The 18,515-nt window shown below is 63.7% G+C and carries 14 protein-coding genes and 1 pseudogene; 11 read left to right on the forward strand and 4 right to left on the reverse strand.

Features of this window, described 5'->3' with window-relative positions; genetic code table 11:
- Window positions 1-2 precede the first annotated feature (2 nt).
- From gatB to gatC, 3 genes are read right to left on the reverse strand one after another with little or no spacing between them, the layout of a single operon-like run.
- Window positions 3-1,448, reverse strand: coding sequence for an Asp-tRNA(Asn)/Glu-tRNA(Gln) amidotransferase subunit GatB (gene gatB, locus KU43P_RS04855; protein WP_317661295.1), 1,446 nt, complete (start codon window positions 1,446-1,448; stop codon window positions 3-5).
- 11 nt (window positions 1,449-1,459) lie between these two features.
- Window positions 1,460-2,911: an Asp-tRNA(Asn)/Glu-tRNA(Gln) amidotransferase subunit GatA gene (gene gatA, locus KU43P_RS04860; protein WP_317661296.1), complete on the reverse strand. Its 1,452-nt coding sequence runs from the start codon at window positions 2,909-2,911 to the stop codon at window positions 1,460-1,462.
- Window positions 2,912-2,926: 15 nt separating this feature from the next.
- Entirely contained in the window at window positions 2,927-3,214 is a 288-nt protein-coding gene (gatC, locus tag KU43P_RS04865) for an Asp-tRNA(Asn)/Glu-tRNA(Gln) amidotransferase subunit GatC (protein ID WP_008092515.1), read from the reverse strand.
- A 203-nt stretch (window positions 3,215-3,417) separates the two neighbouring features.
- Between gatC and mreB the strand changes: the two genes are divergently transcribed.
- The 8 genes and pseudogenes from mreB (at window position 3,418) to tldD (ending at window position 14,517) form a co-directional block, all read left to right on the forward strand.
- Complete coding sequence (gene mreB / locus KU43P_RS04870) at window positions 3,418-4,455, forward strand: rod shape-determining protein MreB (RefSeq protein WP_003255163.1); 1,038 nt, start codon at window positions 3,418-3,420, stop codon at window positions 4,453-4,455.
- A gap of 222 nt (window positions 4,456-4,677) precedes the next feature.
- A complete protein-coding gene (mreC, locus tag KU43P_RS04875) occupies window positions 4,678-5,667 on the forward strand; it encodes a rod shape-determining protein MreC (protein WP_411567234.1) in 990 nt (329 codons plus the stop codon).
- Window positions 5,667-6,155 carry a rod shape-determining protein MreD gene (gene mreD / locus KU43P_RS04880; RefSeq protein ID WP_317661297.1) on the forward strand — a complete coding sequence of 163 codons (489 nt, stop codon included), beginning with the start codon at window positions 5,667-5,669 and terminating at the stop codon, window positions 6,153-6,155. Before mreC ends, mreD begins: the two co-directional genes overlap by 1 nt.
- A gap of 33 nt (window positions 6,156-6,188) precedes the next feature.
- A pseudogene (locus KU43P_RS04885) lies at window positions 6,189-6,841 on the forward strand (Maf family protein).
- Between the two features lie 12 nt (window positions 6,842-6,853).
- The gene (gene rng / locus KU43P_RS04890; RefSeq protein WP_317661298.1) at window positions 6,854-8,311 is read left to right on the forward strand and encodes a ribonuclease G; all 1,458 of its coding nucleotides are present in this window, start codon (window positions 6,854-6,856) and stop codon (window positions 8,309-8,311) included.
- Window positions 8,312-8,393: 82 nt separating this feature from the next.
- Window positions 8,394-12,209: a YhdP family protein gene (locus KU43P_RS04895; protein ID WP_317661299.1), complete on the forward strand. Its 3,816-nt coding sequence runs from the start codon at window positions 8,394-8,396 to the stop codon at window positions 12,207-12,209.
- A 14-nt stretch (window positions 12,210-12,223) separates the two neighbouring features.
- Window positions 12,224-13,075 (forward strand): carbon-nitrogen hydrolase family protein, encoded by an 852-nt coding sequence (locus KU43P_RS04900; protein ID WP_317661300.1) that lies wholly within the window; start codon window positions 12,224-12,226, stop codon window positions 13,073-13,075.
- A 2-nt stretch (window positions 13,076-13,077) separates the two neighbouring features.
- A complete protein-coding gene (gene tldD, locus KU43P_RS04905) occupies window positions 13,078-14,517 on the forward strand; it encodes a metalloprotease TldD (RefSeq protein WP_317661301.1) in 1,440 nt (479 codons plus the stop codon).
- Window positions 14,518-14,562: 45 nt separating this feature from the next.
- Here the strand turns inward: tldD and yjgA are convergent, their stop codons facing one another.
- Window positions 14,563-15,084, reverse strand: coding sequence for a ribosome biogenesis factor YjgA (gene yjgA, locus KU43P_RS04910; protein WP_317661302.1), 522 nt, complete (start codon window positions 15,082-15,084; stop codon window positions 14,563-14,565).
- Window positions 15,085-15,192: 108 nt separating this feature from the next.
- On the opposite strand from yjgA, the gene pmbA reads away from it, so the two are divergent.
- From pmbA to KU43P_RS04925, 3 genes are all read left to right on the forward strand, one after another.
- The gene (pmbA, locus tag KU43P_RS04915; protein ID WP_317661303.1) at window positions 15,193-16,539 is read left to right on the forward strand and encodes a metalloprotease PmbA; all 1,347 of its coding nucleotides are present in this window, start codon (window positions 15,193-15,195) and stop codon (window positions 16,537-16,539) included.
- 180 nt (window positions 16,540-16,719) lie between these two features.
- Complete coding sequence (locus KU43P_RS04920; protein ID WP_317661304.1) at window positions 16,720-17,121, forward strand: FagA protein; 402 nt, start codon at window positions 16,720-16,722, stop codon at window positions 17,119-17,121.
- Window positions 17,114-18,490 (forward strand): class II fumarate hydratase, encoded by a 1,377-nt coding sequence (locus KU43P_RS04925; protein WP_317661305.1) that lies wholly within the window; start codon window positions 17,114-17,116, stop codon window positions 18,488-18,490. Before KU43P_RS04920 ends, KU43P_RS04925 begins: the two co-directional genes overlap by 8 nt.
- Window positions 18,491-18,515: the final 25 nt, after the last annotated feature.

Consider the following 18,515-nt stretch of genomic DNA (forward strand, 5'->3'; position numbering starts at 1 on the left):
GCTCACCCTTCGAGCTTGGCCTTGAGCAATTGGTTCACTTGCCCGGGGTTGGCCTTGCCCTTGGATGCCTTCATCGCTTGGCCGACGAAGAAGCCGAACATCTTGCCGCGCTTGGCCTCGTCAGCGGCGCGGTACTGTTCGACTTGCTCGGCGTTGGCAGCGAGCATTTCGTCGAGCATCTTGTCGATCGCACCGGTGTCGGTGACCTGCTTCAGGCCTTTGCTTTCGATGATGCTGTCGGCATCGCCTTCACCGGCGGCCATGGCCTCGAACACGGTCTTGGCGATCTTGCCGCTGATGGTGTTGTCGCGGATGCGCAGCAGCATGCCACCCAGTTGCGCGGCGGAAACCGGCGCCTGGTCGATCTCGATGCCCAGCTTGTTCAGCAGGCTGCCCAGCTCGACCATGACCCAGTTGGCGGCCAGCTTGGCATCACCACCGATCTTCACCACTTCTTCGAAGTAGTCTGCCTGCTCACGGCTGGAGGCCAGCACGTTGGCGTCGTAGGCCGACAGGCCGTACTGGCTCTGGAAGCGCTCGACCTTCTGCGGTGGCAGCTCCGGCAAGCCGGCACGGACGGTTTCCAGGAAGCTGTCCTCGATGACCACCGGCAGCAGGTCCGGGTCGGGGAAGTAACGGTAGTCGTTGGCTTCCTCCTTGCTGCGCATGGAACGGGTCTCGTCCTTGTTCGGGTCGTACAGGCGGGTTTCCTGTACCACCTTGCCGCCGTCCTCGATCAGGTCGATCTGGCGCTGGATCTCGCTGTTGATGGCGCGCTCGATGAAGCGGAACGAGTTGACGTTCTTGATCTCGCAGCGAGTGCCGAATTCGACCTGGCCTTTCGGACGGATCGACACGTTGCAGTCACAACGCAGCGAGCCTTCGGCCATGTTGCCGTCACAGATGCCCAGGTAGCGCACCAGGGCGTGGATCGCCTTGACGTAGGCCACGGCTTCCTTGGCGCTGCGCATGTCCGGCTCGGAGACGATCTCCAGCAGCGGTGTGCCGGCGCGGTTCAGGTCGATGCCGGTGGAGCCGCTGAAGTCTTCGTGCAGGCTCTTGCCGGCGTCTTCTTCCAGGTGCGCACGGGTCACGCCGATGCGCTTGATGGTGCCGTCTTCCAGGGCGATGTCCAGGTGGCCCTTGCCGACGATCGGCAGATCCATCTGGCTGATCTGGTAGCCCTTGGGCAGATCCGGGTAGAAGTAGTTCTTGCGCGCGAACACGTTGCGCTTGCCGATCTCGGCATCGATCGCCAGGCCGAACATGCAGGCCATGCGCACGGCTTCCTGGTTCAGCACCGGCAGTACGCCAGGCATGCCCAGGTCAACCAGGCTGGCCTGGGTGTTCGGCTCTGAGCCGAAGGTGGTGGCGCTGCCGGAGAAGATCTTCGACTGGGTGGCCAGCTGGGTATGAATTTCCAGCCCGATCACAACTTCCCATTGCATGTGTGAATTCCTCAGAAGCCGTTGGGGGCGCGGGTGTGCCAGTCGGTGACTTGCTGGTAGCGGTGCGCGACGTTGAGCAGGCGGCCTTCCTGGAAGTACGGGGCCAGCAGCTGTACGCCGACCGGCAGGCCATCGACGAAGCCGGCTGGCATCGACAGGCCCGGCAGGCCCGCCAGGTTGGCGGTGATGGTGTAGACGTCTTCAAGGTAGGCGGCGACCGGGTCGCTGCTCTTGGCGCCGAGTTTCCAGGCCGGGTTCGGTGTGGTCGGGCCAAGGATCAGGTCGACATCTTCGAAGGCGGCCATGAAATCGTTCTTGATCAGACGGCGAATCTGCTGCGCCTTGACGTAGTAAGCATCGTAGTAGCCAGCCGACAGGGCGTAGGTGCCGACCATGATGCGCCGCTGCACTTCGGCACCGAAGCCTTCGCCACGGGAGCGCTTGTACAGGTCGGTGAGGTCTTTCGGCTCCTCACAGCGGTAGCCGAAGCGCACGCCGTCGAAACGCGACAGGTTGGAGGAGGCTTCGGCGGGCGCGATCACGTAGTACGCCGGAATGGCGTGCTGCATGTTCGGCAGGCTGATTTCCTTGATCACCGCGCCGAGCTTCTCCAGCTCCTTGACGCTGGCCTGCACCAGTTCGGCGATGCGCGGATCAAGGCCTGCACCGAAGTACTCCTTCGGCAGGCCGATGCGCAGGCCCTGGAGCGAGGCATTGAGGTTGGCGCTGTAGTCCGGCACCGGCTCGTCGATGCTGGTGGAGTCCTTGGCGTCGAAACCGGCCATGCCTTGCAGCAGCAGGGCGCAGTCTTCGGCCGTGCGGGCCAGCGGGCCGCCCTGGTCGAGGCTGGAGGCGTAGGCGATCATGCCCCAGCGCGATACACGACCGTACGTCGGTTTCAGGCCGGTGAGGTTGGTCAGTGCCGCCGGCTGACGGATCGAGCCGCCGGTGTCGGTGCCGGTGGTGACTGGCAGCAGGCGCGCGGCCACGGCAGCGGCGGAGCCACCGGACGAACCGCCAGGCACGTGCTCCAGGTTCCACGGGTTCTTCACCGCACCGTAATGGCTGGATTCGTTGGCCGAACCCATGGCGAACTCGTCCATGTTGGTCTTGCCCAGGGTGACCATGCCGGCTTCGGCCAGCTTGGCCACCACGGTGGCGTCATACGGCGCCTTGAAGTTGTCGAGCATCTTCGAGCCGCAGCTGGTGCGAACGCCGTTGGTGCAGAACAGGTCTTTGTGGGCGATCGGCGCTCCCAGCAACGCGCCGGTCTCGCCAGCGGCGCGACGGGCGTCGGCGGCACGGGCCTGGCCCAGGGCCAGTTCCTCGGTGACGCTGATGAAGCTGTTGAGTTGCGGGTCGAGCTGCTTGATGCGCGCCAGCAAGGCGCCGGTCAGCTCTTCGGAGGAAAACGACTTGTCGGCGAGTCCGCGGGCGATCTCGGCCAGGGTCAATTGATGCATGGCAGGCTCTATCCCTTACTCGATGACTTTCGGAACCAGGTACAGACCGCTTTCGGTCGACGGTGCGATGGCCTGGTAGGCGTCGCGCTGGTTGCTTTCGGTGACTTGGTCCGGGCGCAGGCGCTGGCTGGCCTCCAGCGGGTGGGCCAGGGGCTCGATGCCGGTGGTGTCGACCGCTTGCATCTGGTCGACCAGGCCGAGAATGCTGTTCAGGGCGTCGGTAATGCGTGGCAGTTCGCCTTCATGCAGGCCCAGGCGGGCCAGATGGGCGATCTTTTCCACGTCGCAGCGTTCAAGCGCCATGGGAATCTCCAGGGGAAACAAAGAACGGAAAAGGGTCCGCGATGAGGAACATGTCAGCTTTCTGGCGGTCATACGGCCGCGATCATCGGCTGGCATGCTCGGAAAAACGACCAATTTAACATATTGGCTCCTTGCCCAAAATCCCTGCCATTGTTAGAGTTTGCCGCACTTTTTTACCCACGCTTTCCCAGGGTCACTTTCCCATGTTCAAGAAACTGCGTGGCATGTTTTCCAGCGATCTGTCCATCGACCTGGGTACTGCCAACACCCTTATTTACGTGCGTGAGCGCGGTATCGTCCTGAATGAGCCCTCGGTTGTTGCCATCCGTACCCACGGCAACCAGAAAAGCGTCGTCGCCGTCGGTACCGAAGCCAAGCGCATGCTGGGCCGCACGCCTGGCAACATTGCTGCCATTCGTCCGATGAAGGACGGCGTCATCGCCGACTTCAGCGTTTGTGAAAAAATGTTGCAGTACTTCATCAACAAGGTTCATGAGAACAGCTTCCTGCAGCCCAGCCCTCGCGTGCTGATCTGCGTGCCGTGCAAGTCGACCCAGGTAGAGCGCCGCGCCATTCGTGAGTCGGCCCTGGGTGCCGGTGCCCGTGAAGTGTTCCTGATCGAAGAGCCGATGGCCGCTGCCATCGGTGCCGGCCTGCCGGTTGAAGAAGCACGTGGCTCGATGGTCGTCGATATCGGTGGTGGTACCACCGAAATCGCCCTGATCTCGCTCAATGGCGTGGTCTACGCCGAGTCCGTACGCGTCGGCGGCGACCGCTTCGACGAAGCCATCGTCACCTATGTGCGCCGCAATTACGGCAGCCTGATCGGCGAATCCACCGCCGAACGCATCAAGCAGGAAATCGGTACCGCCTATCCGGGCGGCGAAGTGCGCGAAGTCGACGTGCGCGGCCGTAACCTGGCAGAGGGCGTACCACGCGCCTTCACCTTGAACTCCAACGAAGTGCTGGAAGCGCTGCAGGAATCGTTGGCGACCATCGTCCAGGCGGTCAAGAGCGCCCTGGAGCAGTCGCCGCCTGAGCTGGCCTCCGACATCGCCGAGCGCGGCCTGGTGCTGACCGGTGGTGGCGCGCTGCTGCGCGACCTGGACAAGCTGCTGGCACAAGAAACCGGCCTGCCGGTGATCGTCGCCGAAGACCCGCTGACCTGTGTCGCCCGTGGCGGTGGTCGCGCGCTGGAAATGATGGACAAGCACGCGATGGACCTGCTCTCGAGCGAGTGATATCCGCCGCTTTCCAGTGCCCGGTTTACAGGTAGCACGCGCAGTGCTACCTGTATGCGCTGGGCTGGCGTCCTTCCGGGCGTCGTTTCCGTCAACCCGCAACCAGGCTGGTGCGTTGTCCCATGTCCAATGACCTCCTGAGTCGTCCACGAGGAACGGCCCATTAAACCGCTTTTCTCCAAGGGCCCGTCGCTGGGCGTTCGCCTGCTCGTTCTGGTAGTGATGTCGGTCGCGTTGATGGTTGTCGACGCGCGTTTCGACGTGCTCAAGCCAGTGCGCAGCCAGATGGGCCTGGTGCTGATGGAGTCGTACTGGATCACCGACCTGCCGCAGCGTGCGTGGCAAGGAGTGGCCGGCCAGTTCGGCAGCCGTACCGAGCTGATCGCCGAAAACGAAAAACTCAAGACCGAAGCCCTGCTGCTGCAGGGGCGCCTGCAAAAACTGGCGGCCCTGACCGAGCAGAACGTGCGCCTGCGCGAGCTCCTCAACTCTTCGGCGCTGGTCAATGAAAAGGTCGAAGTGGCCGAGCTGATCGGGGTCGATCCCAACCCGTTCACCCATCGAATCCTGATCAACAAGGGCGAGCGCGATGGCGTGTTCCTCGGCCAGCCGGTGCTCGATGCCCGCGGCCTGATGGGCCAGGTGGTCGAGCTGATGCCATACACCTCGCGGGTATTGCTGCTCACCGACACCACCCATAGCATCCCCGTGCAGGTCAACCGCAACGGTTTGCGCGCTATCGCCAGTGGTACCGGTAACCCGGAGCGCCTGGAGCTGCGCCACGTGGCGGATACCGCCGACATCAAGGAAGGCGACCTGCTGGTGAGTTCCGGCATGGGCCAGCGTTTCCCTGCGGGCTACCCGGTGGCCACGGTCAATGAAGTGATCCACGACTCCGGCCAGCCTTTCGCGATCGTTCGTGCCATTCCTACCGCCGCCCTCAACCGCAGCCGCTACATGTTGCTGGTGTTCAGCGACCGGCGTTCGCCGGAGCAGCGTGCCACCGATGCCGCGATTGCCCAGGAAGAAGCCGATCGCAAGGGGGCGACCAGCCCGGCCCAACCTGCCGCCAGTGGCGATCAGGTCGCGCCGACCAGCGCACCGGCTCCTGCCGGCGCAGCGCCTGCTCCCGCCGCAGCACCTGCACCCGCTGCAGCGCCGGCCAGTCCAGCCCCGGCGCCTGCTGCGCCGGCTCATCCACGGAGGCAATGATGGCCAAGTCGCGCCGTAATCACGGTTGGGTCATCTGGCTGACGTTCGCCATCGGCCTGCTGCTCAGCGTTTCACCCATGCCCCAGTTTCTCGAAGTGTTCCGGCCCATGTGGCTGGCGCTGCTGGTATCGTTCTGGACGCTCATGGTACCGAACAAGGTCGGCATGACCACCGCGTTCCTGCTGGGCCTGGCCGAGGATGTGCTGTACGGCACCCTGCTTGGGCAGAACGCCCTGATCCTGACCCTGATCACCTTCCTGGTGCTGTCCCTGCAGCAGCGCCTGCGCATGTTCCCGATGTGGCAGCAGAGTTTGGTGATACTGGTGATCTTCGGTATCGCCCAGCTGATCCAGCTATGGCTCAGCGCCCTCACCGGCAACCGTCTGCCAACCTTGGCGCTGGTCTGGTCTGCAGTCATCAGCGCCTTGCTCTGGCCATGGATCAGTTTCGCCCTGCGCGACCTGCGCCGGCGCTTGCATATCAACTGACGGCGCTGCCGCGACTGACAGGGAGATGTCTGCATGAACCCGCTTTACCTGGCCTCCGGCTCGCCCCGTCGGCGTGAACTGCTAACTCAGATCGGGGTGCCGTTCACGCTCATCAGTGCTCCCATCGATGAAACCCCTCTGCCGGGCGAAAGCGCCGTGGCCTACGTCGAGCGCCTGGCCCTGGCCAAGGCCGAAGCCGGCCTCGCCAGCTTGTCGGGCCCGGCAGTAGCGCTCGGGGCTGACACCGCAGTGGTGCTCGATGGTCGAATTCTCGGCAAACCTGAAAACCGTGAACATGCCTTGGCCATGCTGGCCGAGCTGGCCGGCCGAGAGCATCAGGTGCTGACTGCGGTAGCGCTGAGCGATGGCCAGCGCAGCCAGAGCCTGTGTGTCACCAGCACCGTGCGTTTTCGCCCCATCAGCAACACGGAAGCCGAGCGCTATTGGGCCAGCGGCGAGCCTGCGGACAAGGCGGGTGGCTATGCCATCCAGGGCTTGGGTGCGGTGTTCGTCACCGGGCTCGAGGGCAGCTATTCCGCGGTGGTTGGCCTACCGTTGAGCGAAACGGCCGACCTGCTCGCCCAATTCGGTATCGCCTGCTGGCAGGTACCGGCGCTTTGCCAGAGGTAACAAACCAGCGGTGGCCAGCCTGGCACGCGCGATCCATCATTAGCGAATACCTTTGACGAGAGCCTGCCATGAGTGAAGAGATCCTGATCAACATCACCCCGATGGAATCACGTGTGGCGGTGGTGGAAAACGGGGTGCTGCAGGAAGTGCACGTAGAACGCACCCTGCGCCGCGGCATCGTCGGCAATATCTACAAGGGCAAGGTGGTGCGCGTGTTGCCGGGCATGCAGGCGGCATTCGTCGACATCGGCCTCGAGCGTGCGGCGTTCATCCATGCCTCGGAAATCTCCCAGCGCGAAGGCTCGGCGGTGGAAACCATCACCGCCCTGGTGCATGAAGGCCAGGCCCTGGTGGTCCAGGTGACCAAGGACCCGATCGGTACCAAGGGCGCACGCCTGACCACCCAACTGTCGATTCCATCGCGCTATCTGGTGTACATGCCGCGCAGCAGCCATGTGGGCATTTCGCTGAAGATCGAAGACGAGGCCGAACGCGAGCGCCTCAAGCAGGTGGTCAGCGACTGCATGAACAACGAGAACATCAAGGACGCCGGTGGTTTCATTCTGCGTACCGCGGCCGAGGGCGCGCGCGCCGAAGAGATCGTCCAGGACATCCGCTACTTGCGCCGCCTGTGGGAGCAGATCGGCAGCCAGATCCAGACCTGCGGTGCGCCGACGGTGATCTACGAGGATCTGGGCTTGGCCCTGCGTACCCTGCGCGACCTGGTGAACCCGAAAATCGAAAAAATCCGTATCGATTCGCGGGAAACTTTCCAGAAGACCACGCAGTTCGTCGCCGAATTGATGCCAGAGATTGCCGATCGTCTGGAACATTACCCGGGCGAGCGTCCAATTTTTGACTTGTATGGCGTCGAGGACGAGATCCAGCGCGCACTGGAACGCAAGGTTCCGCTCAAGTCGGGTGGCTACCTGGTGGTCGACCCGGCCGAAGCGATGACCACCATCGACGTCAATACCGGCGCCTTCGTCGGCCACCGCAACCTCGAAGAGACCATCTTCAAGACCAACCTCGAGGCGGCCACCGCCATCGCTCGGCAACTGCGCCTGCGCAATATCGGCGGCATCATCATCATCGACTTCATCGACATGGAGGACGAGGAGCATCAGCGCCAGGTGCTGCGCACGCTGGAGAAGCAGCTCGAACGTGACCATGCCAAGACCAACATCATCGGCATTACCGAGCTGGGCCTGGTACAGATGACCCGCAAGCGCACCCGTGAAAGCCTTGAGCAGGTGCTGTGCGAGCCGTGCGTCGCCTGCCAGGGCCGAGGCAAGCTGAAAACTCCGGAAACCATCTGTTACGAAATCTTCCGCGAGATTCTTCGAGAAGCCCGGGCATACCAGGCCGAAGGCTACCGGGTGCTGGCCAACCAGAAGGTGGTCGACCGCCTGCTCGATGAAGAATCGGGCAATGTGGCCGAGCTGGAGACCTTCATCGGCCGAACCATTCGCTTCCAGGTCGAGTCGATGTATTCGCAGGAACAATACGATGTGGTGCTGCTCTGAGGCCTTCTGACGCACGCTACAGGATGGCCGGGCTGGCAAAAGCGGCACCAGCAGCCATCATGGATAAACGAACCGGAGGGCCATGGCCATGGGACGTCTGACCCGCGTTCTTGTCGCCTTGACCCGTTGGGGCCTGGGTATCTGCGCCCTGTTGGCGGTGCTCGTGGCGTTGTATGTCAGCCTTGGGCGCGAGCTGGTGCCACTGGTGGCCGAGTACCGCGCCGATGTCGAGAGCAAGGCCGAAAAGGCCTTGGGCATGCCGGTGCATGTGGGCGCCCTCGAGGGGCGCTGGAGTGGCCTGGCCCCGGTGCTCAGCGTACGTGACCTGCAGCTGGGCGAGGGCGCCTCGGCCTTGCGTCTCGATGAGGTGAAGCTGGTGCCCGACCTGTGGGCCAGCCTGACTTCGCGCGAAGTGCGGCTGGCGCATGTCCAGCTCGCAGGCCTGCAACTTATTCTGCGTGAAAACGAGCAGGGTGCCTGGGCCCTTGAAGGCCTGCCGAAGAAAGACGACGCACCATTGGACCCGGCCGAGATCCTGGAACGCCTGCGCCAGCTCGGGCGCCTCGATGTATTCGACAGCCAGGTCACGCTGCAGCCATGGCAACGCGATCCCCTGACCCTCACCTACGTCAGCCTCGGCCTCAAGGCCGGCGCCTCGCGCCAGGCACTCGACCTGCGTGCGACCTTGCCGGACGGCCAGCCGCTGGCGGTCAACCTGCGCAGCCGGGCAACGGCCAAAGACTGGCGTGACGGCCAGGTCGAGGCTTACCTGAGCCTGCCGCAGAGCGACTGGGCAAACTGGTTGCCACCCCGCCTGCTTGGTCAGTGGCATGCCGAAGCATTGCGTGCTGGTGGCGAATTCTGGGTCGACTGGGGCAAGGGGCAACTGCAACAGGCTGTGGTACGCCTCAATGCCCCTCAGTTGCGCGGCGCCTATGCCGAGCGCAAGGCCGTCACTCTTGACAACCTGGCGCTGTCGGCCTGGTTCCAGCGTCAGGAGCAAGGGTTCGATGTGGTGGTCGATTCATTGGCCGCCAACATCGGCAAGGCCCGCTGGGAGTCGCACCTGCAGCTACGCCAACAGCCCGGCGAGAACCCTGCGGCCGAAAGCTGGCAAGTGCAGGCCGACCGCCTCGATCTGACGCCACTGACGCCGTTGATCGATGCACTGGCACCGCTGCCGGAAAAACTCATGGCCGTGGTCGATGGCCTGAAAGTCACGGGCGCGCTGCGCAATGTACGGCTCGACGTGCGGCCCAAGGCCGAGGGCGACCAGCGTCTGCAGTTTGCCGCGAACCTTGAGAAGGTCGGTTTCGATGCCTATCACGGTGCGCCCGCCGCCGGTAACGTCAGCGGCAGCATTAGCGGCGACCTGGGGCATGGAGAGCTGCGCCTGGATACCGATGCATTCATGCTGCACCTGTACCCGATCTTCGCCAAACCCTGGCATTACGAGAAAGCCAATGCCAGGTTGACCTATGCCCTGGACAAGGACGGTTTCACCCTGACCGCTCCCTACCTCAAGGTGTTGGGCGAGGAGGGCAGAATTGCCGGCGATTTCCTGATTCGCCTGCTGTTCGCCGAAGGCGCCGAGAGCTACATGGACCTGCGTGTCGGCCTGACCGAAGGCGACGGCCGCTACACCGCCAAATATCTGCCCGAGGTGCTCAGCCCGGCCCTCGACGAGTGGCTGCGCAGTGCCATCGTCAAAGGCAATGTGGACCAGGGCTACTTCCAGTACCAGGGTTCGCTGAACCATGGCGCCACGCCTGAAGCACGCAGCATCAGCCTGTTCTTCAAGGTGCATGACGCGGCATTGGACTTCCAGCCGGGCTGGCCCCAGGTACAGCACGTCGATGGCGATGTGCTGATCGAAGACAGCGGTGTGCGCATCAAGGCCAGCAAGGGCCTGCTGCTGGACACCCAGGTCAGTGATGTCAGCGTCGATATTCCCCACGTCGAGGGCAATGAGCACAGCCACCTGTTCCTGGATGGCCGCTTCGACGGCACGCTCGGTGACGGCCTGAAAATCCTGAAAGAAGCGCCTATCGGCACGGGCGAGATCTTTGCGGGTTGGGAAGGTGAAGGCCCGCTCAAAGGCAAGATCAAGCTCGACATCCCCCTGGCTCATGGCGAACGGCCGAAGGTCCAGGTGGACTTCGCGACTGCCGATGCACGCCTCAAGGTGGCCCCGCCGACCCTGGAGCTGAGTCGCCTCAAGGGTGATTTCAGCTTCGATTTCGACAAAGGGCTGAGTGGCAAGAATATCGCCCTGCAGGCGTTCGGTAAGCCGGTTACCGCACAAATTACCGCCGAAGGCCAGGCCGGGCAGATGCAGACGCGCATCAATGCCAATGGCCAGGTATCGCTCAAGGCCCTGACCGAATGGTTGCAGTTCAAGCAAGCCTTGCCTGCCTCGGGCGATCTGCCTTACCAATTGCAAGTCAACCTGGGCAGCCGTGACAACAGCCTGAACGTCAACTCTTCGCTCAAGGGGCTGGCCATCGACCTGCCGGCACCGTTTGGCAAGGCTGCGCAGGAAACCCGGGACACGCGCTTCAACATGAACCTGCAGGGGCCGGAGCGGCGCTTCGATGTTGCCTATACCGATCTGGCCCGCTTTGCCTACGCTGCCCCCTCCGACAAGCTGAGCCAGGGCCGTGGCGAGCTGTTGCTGGGCGCAGGCACTGCGCAATTGCCTGCCAGCCCGGGCCTGCGCGTGCGCGGGCGGCTGGAAAAGCTGGATCTGGCACCTTGGCAGGAACAAGCGTCGCGGCTGGCCGGTGACGATCCTGGGGGCAATGCCCGGCAGAACCTGCAGAGCGTCGACCTCAGCATCGGCCAGTTGAAGGCCTTTGGCATTGACCTGAACCAGGCGGTGGTGCGCCTGGCGCGCAGTGGCCCGGCCTGGGACGCGCGCCTGGACAGCAAGGAAGTGATCGGCAATGCCCGGTTGCCGGATGCCAAGGCCGCAGCGATGACCGTGCGCCTGCAGACCTTGCGCCTACCTGCCGCCGACCCGGCCCAAGCCCAGACCGAGGAAGGCCCTGACCCGCTGGCTACATTCGACCCGCGCAAGGTCCCCGCACTGGACCTGACCATCGACAAGCTGTACCGCGGCAACGACCTGTTCGGCAGTGCCGCACTGAAGTTGCGCCCGACCGCTCGCGGTGTGGCCGCACAGGATATAGAGCTGGACTTCAAGGGGCTGCACGTCGACGGCAGTGGCGGCTGGGAGGGCAATCCTGGGGCTACCAGCAGTTGGTACAAGGGCCGCTTGGACGGCAAGAACTTGGCCGACGTGCTCAAGGCCTGGGGCTTCGCTCCCACCGTTACCAGCCGCGATTTCCGCCTGGATGTGGATGGCCGCTGGCCAGGCTCACCGGCATGGGTAGGCCTGAAGCGCTTCTCCGGTAGCATGGATGCGGCCCTGCGCAGTGGCCAGTTCGTTGAAGTGGAGGGCAGTGCCCAGGCGTTACGTGTGTTTGGCCTGCTCAACTTCAACTCGATCGGCCGGCGTCTGCGGCTGGACTTCTCCGACCTGTTCGACAAAGGCCTGGCCTATGACCGGGTCAAGGGCCTGCTGGTCGCCAGTGATGGTGTCTACGTCACCCGCGAACCGATCACCGTGACCGGGCCTTCGAGCAATTTCGAACTCGATGGCACCCTCGACATGGTCCGAGACCGGGTCGACGCCAACCTGCAGGTGACATTGCCGGTGACCAACAACCTGCCGCTGGCGGCATTGATCGTGGGTGCGCCGGCGGTCGGCGGTGCGCTGTTCCTGGTGGATCGGCTGATCGGCGACCGTGTCTCGCGCTTCGCGAGCGTGCACTATCGCGTCGAAGGGCCGTGGAAAGAGCCTAGAATCACCTTTGTGAAACCCTTCAACAAGTAGTCTCGGGAGTGCCCATGAAGGCAGCGGTAATCCAGATGGTCAGCCAGGACGATGTGCTGGCCAACCTGCAACGGGCGGGTACTCTGCTTGAACAGGCGGCCTTTGGAGGTGCGCGGCTGGCCGTGCTGCCCGAGAACTTTGCGGCCATGGGGCGCAAGGATGCCGCTGCAATCGGCCGGGCTGAAGCGTTGGGCGAGGGGCCGATCCTGCCCTGGTTGAAACGCACCGCCCGCGACCTCAGATTATGGATAGTTGCCGGCACCTTGCCGCTGCCTCCCGAGGGTCGGCCAGAGGCCAAGGCCCATGCCTGCTCGCTGCTGATCGACGAGCATGGCGAGGTCGTGGCGCGCTATGACAAGCTGCACCTGTTCGACGTCGACGTGGCCGATAACCGTGGGCGCTACCGCGAGTCCGACGACTATGCCCATGGCGCCCAGGTGGTGGTTGCCGATACGCCGGTGGGGCGCCTGGGGCTCAGCGTCTGCTACGACCTGCGCTTCCCCGAACTGTACAGCGCGCTGCGTGGCGCCGGCGCGGAACTGATCACGGCACCTGCCGCCTTCACTGCGGTCACAGGGGCAGCGCACTGGGAAGTGCTGATTCGCGCCCGCGCCATCGAGACCCAGTGTTACGTGCTGGCAGCTGCCCAGGGCGGCACCCACCCCGGCCCGCGGGAGACCCACGGGCATGCGGCGATCGTCGACCCGTGGGGGCGGATCGTCGCCGAACAGGCGCGTGGCGAGGCGGTATTGATCGCCCCGCGCGACACAGATGAACAAGCGTCCATACGGGCGCGCATGCCGGTGGTTTCGCACCGGCGCTTTTTCTCGCAGGACGCCTTGCGGCCTGCGCACACTTCGGAGTGACTATGAGCCAGATGTTATCCACCGTCAGCGAGCAGCTCCTGGCCCCAGGCGGATTGACCCTGGACAGCCTGCAGGCTGTGCTGGGCGAGTTGGCCGGCCCGGGCATCGACGCCGCCGACCTGTACTTCCAGGGCCAGATTTCGGAAACCTGGGCGCTGGAGGACGGTATCGTCAAGGAAGGCAGCTTCAACCTCGACCAAGGTGTGGGCGTGCGTGCCCAGTCGGGTGAGAAGACCGGTTTTGCCTACAGCAACGCGATCAACCTGGAAGCGCTGACCTCGGCGGCACGCGCTGCCCGTTCGATTTCCCGTGCCGGGCAGAATGGCCAGGTGCAGGCCTTCCGCAGCCAGGACGTCGCGGCGCTGTATGCGCCCGATAACCCGCTGGATGTGCTCAGCCGCGCCGAGAAGGTCGAGCTGCTCAAGCGCGTCGATGCCGCCACCCGTGCCCTGGACCCTCGTATCCAGCAGGTCAGCGTGAGCATGGCCGGGGTCTGGGAGCGCATTCTGATTGCGGCGGCCGATGGCAGTCTGGCTGCCGACGTGCGTCCGCTGGTGCGCTTCAACGTCAGTGTCATCGTCGAGCAGAACGGCCGCCGCGAGCGCGGTGGGCAGGGCGGTGGCGGGCGTACCGACTACCGTTTCTTCACCGAAGAAAAAGTCATGGGCTATGCCCGCGAAGCACTGCGCCAGGCGTTGGTGAACCTGGAGGCGATCCCGGCACCGGCAGGCACCCTGCCGGTGGTACTGGGTTCCGGCTGGTCCGGCGTATTGCTGCACGAGGCGGTCGGCCACGGCCTGGAAGGCGACTTCAACCGCAAGGGTAGCTCGGCGTTCAGTGGCCGCCTGGGCGAGAAAGTAGCGTCGAGCCTGTGCACCATCGTCGACGATGGCACCCTGCCGGGGCGCCGTGGTTCGCTGAGTGTGGACGACGAAGGCACTGCGACCGAATGCACCACGCTGATCGAGAACGGCGTGCTCAAGGGCTACATGCAGGACAAGCTCAATGCCCGCCTGATGGGCATGGCCGTCACCGGTAACGGCCGCCGCGAATCCTATGCTCACCTGCCGATGCCGCGCATGACCAACACCTACATGCGTGCCGGAGAAAGCGACCCTCAGGAAATCATCGCGTCCGTGAAGAAAGGCATCTACTGCGCCAATCTCGGCGGTGGCCAGGTGGACATCACCAGTGGCAAGTTCGTGTTTTCAACCAGCGAAGCCTACCTGATCGAGGACGGCAAGATCACTGCCCCGGTCAAAGGCGCGACATTGATCGGCAATGGGCCTGAAGCGATGAGCCGGGTATCGATGGTCGGCAACGACCTGGCGCTGGACAGTGGCGTGGGCACGTGCGGCAAAGATGGGCAATCGGTGCCGGTGGGGGTTGGGCAGCCGACCTTGAAGCTGGACGCAATCACCGTCGGCGGTACCGGCGCGTGATGGCTGCACCGGGGCTGCAGCAAAGGCAGCCCCAGGTGCTTGCCATCAGCGCAGGCCGCGCTGAATTTCGTCGAGGTCGCGAATGTACTTGAACACCTTGCGCGCAGCGGCAGGCGGCTTGTTCCGCGCCTTTTCGTGCTGGGCATGGCGGATCAGCGAACGCAGTTGCTGGCGGTCGGTGTCGGGGTATTCGTTGACGAAGCGCTCGAGGTCTTCGTCATTGCCGTCGATCAGGCGGTCGCGCCAGCGTTCCAGGTTGTGGAACCGTTCGTTGTACTGGCGGCTGGAGCTGTCGATCTGTTCGAGCACCGCGTGGATGGCGTCCAGGTCCTGGTCGCGCATCAGCTTGCCGACGAACGACATGTGCCGTTTGCGCGCGCCGTGGGCAGTGTGTTTGCTGGCATCGGCCAGGGCCTTGCGCAGCTCGTCGGTCAGCGGCAGGCGCGCCAGGGTATCGGCCTTGACCGTGGTCAGGCGTTCGCCGAGTTCGACCAGTGCATGCAGCTCGCGCTTGATCTGGGTTTTGCTTTTTTCGCCGTCGAAGGCGTCGTCGTATGAATCAACCATGGTGGCAGTCCGCTAGAAATCGCCGCCATGATAACCAGTCGGGGGCCGCTTGTCCGGCCCGGTCGTAGAATGACCCTCGCCGAACGCAGAATTTGAGTGGAGAAAACCATGAGTGCAGTCCAGAGCGTAGGCCCCAAGGACCTGCCAGCGTTGCAGGAGCAGGTCGAAGCGATCGTCGCCGAGGCGCGCCGGCAGGGCGCCAGTGCCTGCGAGGTGGCAGTATCGCTGGAGCAAGGCCTGTCCACCACGGTGCGTCAGCGTGAAGTCGAGACGGTCGAGTTCAATCGCGACCAGGGCTTCGGTATCACCCTCTATGTCGGCCAGCGCAAGGGCTCGGCCAGCACGTCGGCCAGTGGCCCGGACGCCATCCGCGAAACCGTTGCTGCCGCACTCGCGATTGCCAAGCATACGTCGGAGGATGAGTGCGCCGGCCTTGCCGATGCAGCGTTGATGGCCCGCGAGATTCCCGACCTCGACCTTTACCATGACTGGGATATCGAGCCGGAGAAGGCTATTGAAATGGCCTTGGCCTGCGAGGCTGCGGCGTTCGACGCCGACCCGCGCATTCTCAATGCCGATGGCACCACCTTGAATACCCACCAGGGTTGCCGGGTATATGGCAACAGCCACGGATTCATCGGCGGCTACGCCTCCACCCGGCACAGCCTGAGCTGCGTGATGATTGCCGAGGGTGACGGGCAGATGCAGCGCGACTACTGGTATGACGTGAACCGCCAGGGCAGCCTGCTGGCCGACCCGCGCAGCATCGGCCAGCGCGCTGCCCAGCGTGCCGCGAGCCGCCTCGGCGCCCGCCCGGTGCCGACCTGCGAGGTTCCGGTGCTGTTTTCCGCCGAACTGGCGGGTGGTTTGTTCGGCAGCTTCCTCTCGGCCATTTCCGGCGGCAACCTGTACCGCAAGTCGTCGTTCCTCGACGGCGCGATGGGCCAGCGGTTGTTCCCGAGCTGGCTGACCCTCGATGAACGCCCACATATTCCACGCGCATTGGGCAGCGCTGCCTTCGACGGTGATGGCCTGGCAACCTATGCCAAGCCGTTCGTCGACAAAGGCGAGCTGGTGTCCTACCTGCTGGGCACCTATTCCGGGCGCAAACTTGGGTTGCCGAGTACGGCGAATGCCGGTGGTGTACATAACCTGTACGTCACCCATGGCGTGGAAGACCAGGCGGCGTTGATCCGTCGCATGGGGCGCGGGCTGCTGGTGACGGAGTTGATGGGGCATGGCCTGAATATGGTGACGGGCGACTATTCGCGCGGCGCAGCGGGCTTCTGGGTCGAGAATGGCGAGATTCAGCATGCCGTTCAGGAAGTGACCATTGCCGGCAATATGAAAGACATGTTCCAGCAAATTGTCGCGATTGGCAGCGATCTTGAAACCCGCAGCAATATTCATACAGGCTCGGTGCTGATCGAACGGATGACGGTCGCAGGTAGCTGATACTTTGCCCTTGCCGGCCTTGTCGCGGGCTTGCCCGCGTTAAGGCCGGTACATCCACAACACGCCAACCTGCAAAAAAGAACCCGGCCCTCGCGCCGGGTTTTTTACTTTCGTTGTATGCCTCTTGAAGTGATTCTATTTATCACTTAATAATGAATATCATTATCCAGTAACCCGGCGATGATGTTCATGAAACCCGTCCTCCAAGAACTGCCCTACCTGGAAAACTGGCGCTGGCTCAGCCGGCGTATCCGCTGCGCCCTCGAACCCGACGAGCCGCGCCTGATCGAGCATTACCTGGCCGAAGGCCGCTACCTGGTGTGCTGCACCGAAACCTCGTCATGGACGGTGGCGCTGACGTCGTTCCGCCTGCTCCTGGATACCGCCTGCGATCGCATGCTGCCGTGGCATTGGCGCTGCCTGTGCCTGGACCAGGCCTGGCGCCCGTTGCTCGACCTGCGCAACCTCGACCGCCGCGAGCAGAACCAGCGCTGGCAACCCTATGCCTTGCAACTGGCCAATTGCCGGTTGCTGCCGTCGATCTCTCCCGATGAACTGATGCAAGGATTTGATGATGAGTGATACCCGTATCGAGCGTGACAGCATGGGTGAACTGCAGGTGCCGGCCCAGGCCCTGTACGGCGCCCAGACCCAACGCGCGGTCGACAACTTCCCGATCAGCGGCCAGCGCATGCCGGCCCAGTTCATTCGTGCCTTGCTGCTGGCCAAGGCCGCAGCGGCAAAGGCCAACATCGAACTGGAACAGATCTCGGCAGGGCAGGGCGAGGCCATCGTCAAAGCGGTCGAGCAACTGCTTGCCGAAGGTTTCATCCAGCACTTCCCGGTGGATGTGTTCCAGACCGGCTCCGGCACCAGCTCCAACATGAACGCCAACGAAGTGATCGCCACCCTGGCCAGCCGTGTGCTGGGCGAGTCGGTCAACGCCAACGACCATGTCAACTGTGGCCAGAGCAGCAACGACATCATCCCCACCACCATCCACGTCAGTGCCGCGCTTGCCCTGCATGAGCAGCTGTTGCCGGCGTTGAGCCATCTGGTACAGGTGATCGAAGGCAAGTCGGTGCAGGTGCATCAGTACGTGAAAACCGGCCGTACCCACCTGATGGATGCGATGCCGGTGCGCATGAGCCAGGTGCTCGATGGCTGGGCAGCACAGATCAACGGCGCCAAGGCGCACCTCGAAGCCACGTTGCCGAGCCTGCAGGCCTTGGCCCAGGGCGGTACCGCCGTGGGCACCGGCATCAATGCCCATCCACAGTTCGCCGCCGGCTTCGCTCGGCAGTTGAGCGCCTTGACCCAGGTCGAGTTCACCCCTGGCAAGAACCTGTTCGCCCTGATCGGCTCCCAGGACACCGCCGTGGCGCTGTCCGGCCAGCTCAAGACCACCGCCGTGGCACTGATGAAAATCGCCAACGACCTGCGCTGGATGAACTCCGGTCCACTGGCCGGCCTTGGCGAAATCGAACTGCAAGGCCTGCAGCCGGGCTCTTCGATCATGCCTGGCAAAGTAAACCCGGTGATCCCGGAGGCCACCGCCATGGTTGCTGCGCAAGTGATCGGCAACGACGCCACCATCGCGGTCGCCGGCCAGTCGGGCAACTTCGAACTCAACGTCATGCTCCCGGTGATTGCTCGCAATCTGCTGGAAAGCATCGAGCTGATGGCCAATGCCAGCCGCCTGCTCGCCGACAAAGCGATCGGCAGCTTCAAGGTCAACGAAAGCAAGCTCAAGGAGGCCTTGGCGCGTAACCCGATTCTGGTTACCGCGCTGAACCCGATCATCGGCTACCTGAAGGCCGCCGACATCGCCAAGACCGCCTACAAGCAGGGCCGGCCGATCATCGACGTGGCCCTGGAGCACACCGACCTGTCGCGCGACCAGCTCGAAGCGCTGCTGGATCCGGAAAAACTCACCGCTGGCGGCATCTGACCTGCGTCAGCGCCCTGGAGACGTG

Origin of the sequence: Pseudomonas sp. KU43P, from assembly GCF_033095865.1 — a bacterium.
Classification (GTDB): Bacteria; Pseudomonadota; Gammaproteobacteria; order Pseudomonadales; family Pseudomonadaceae; genus Aquipseudomonas.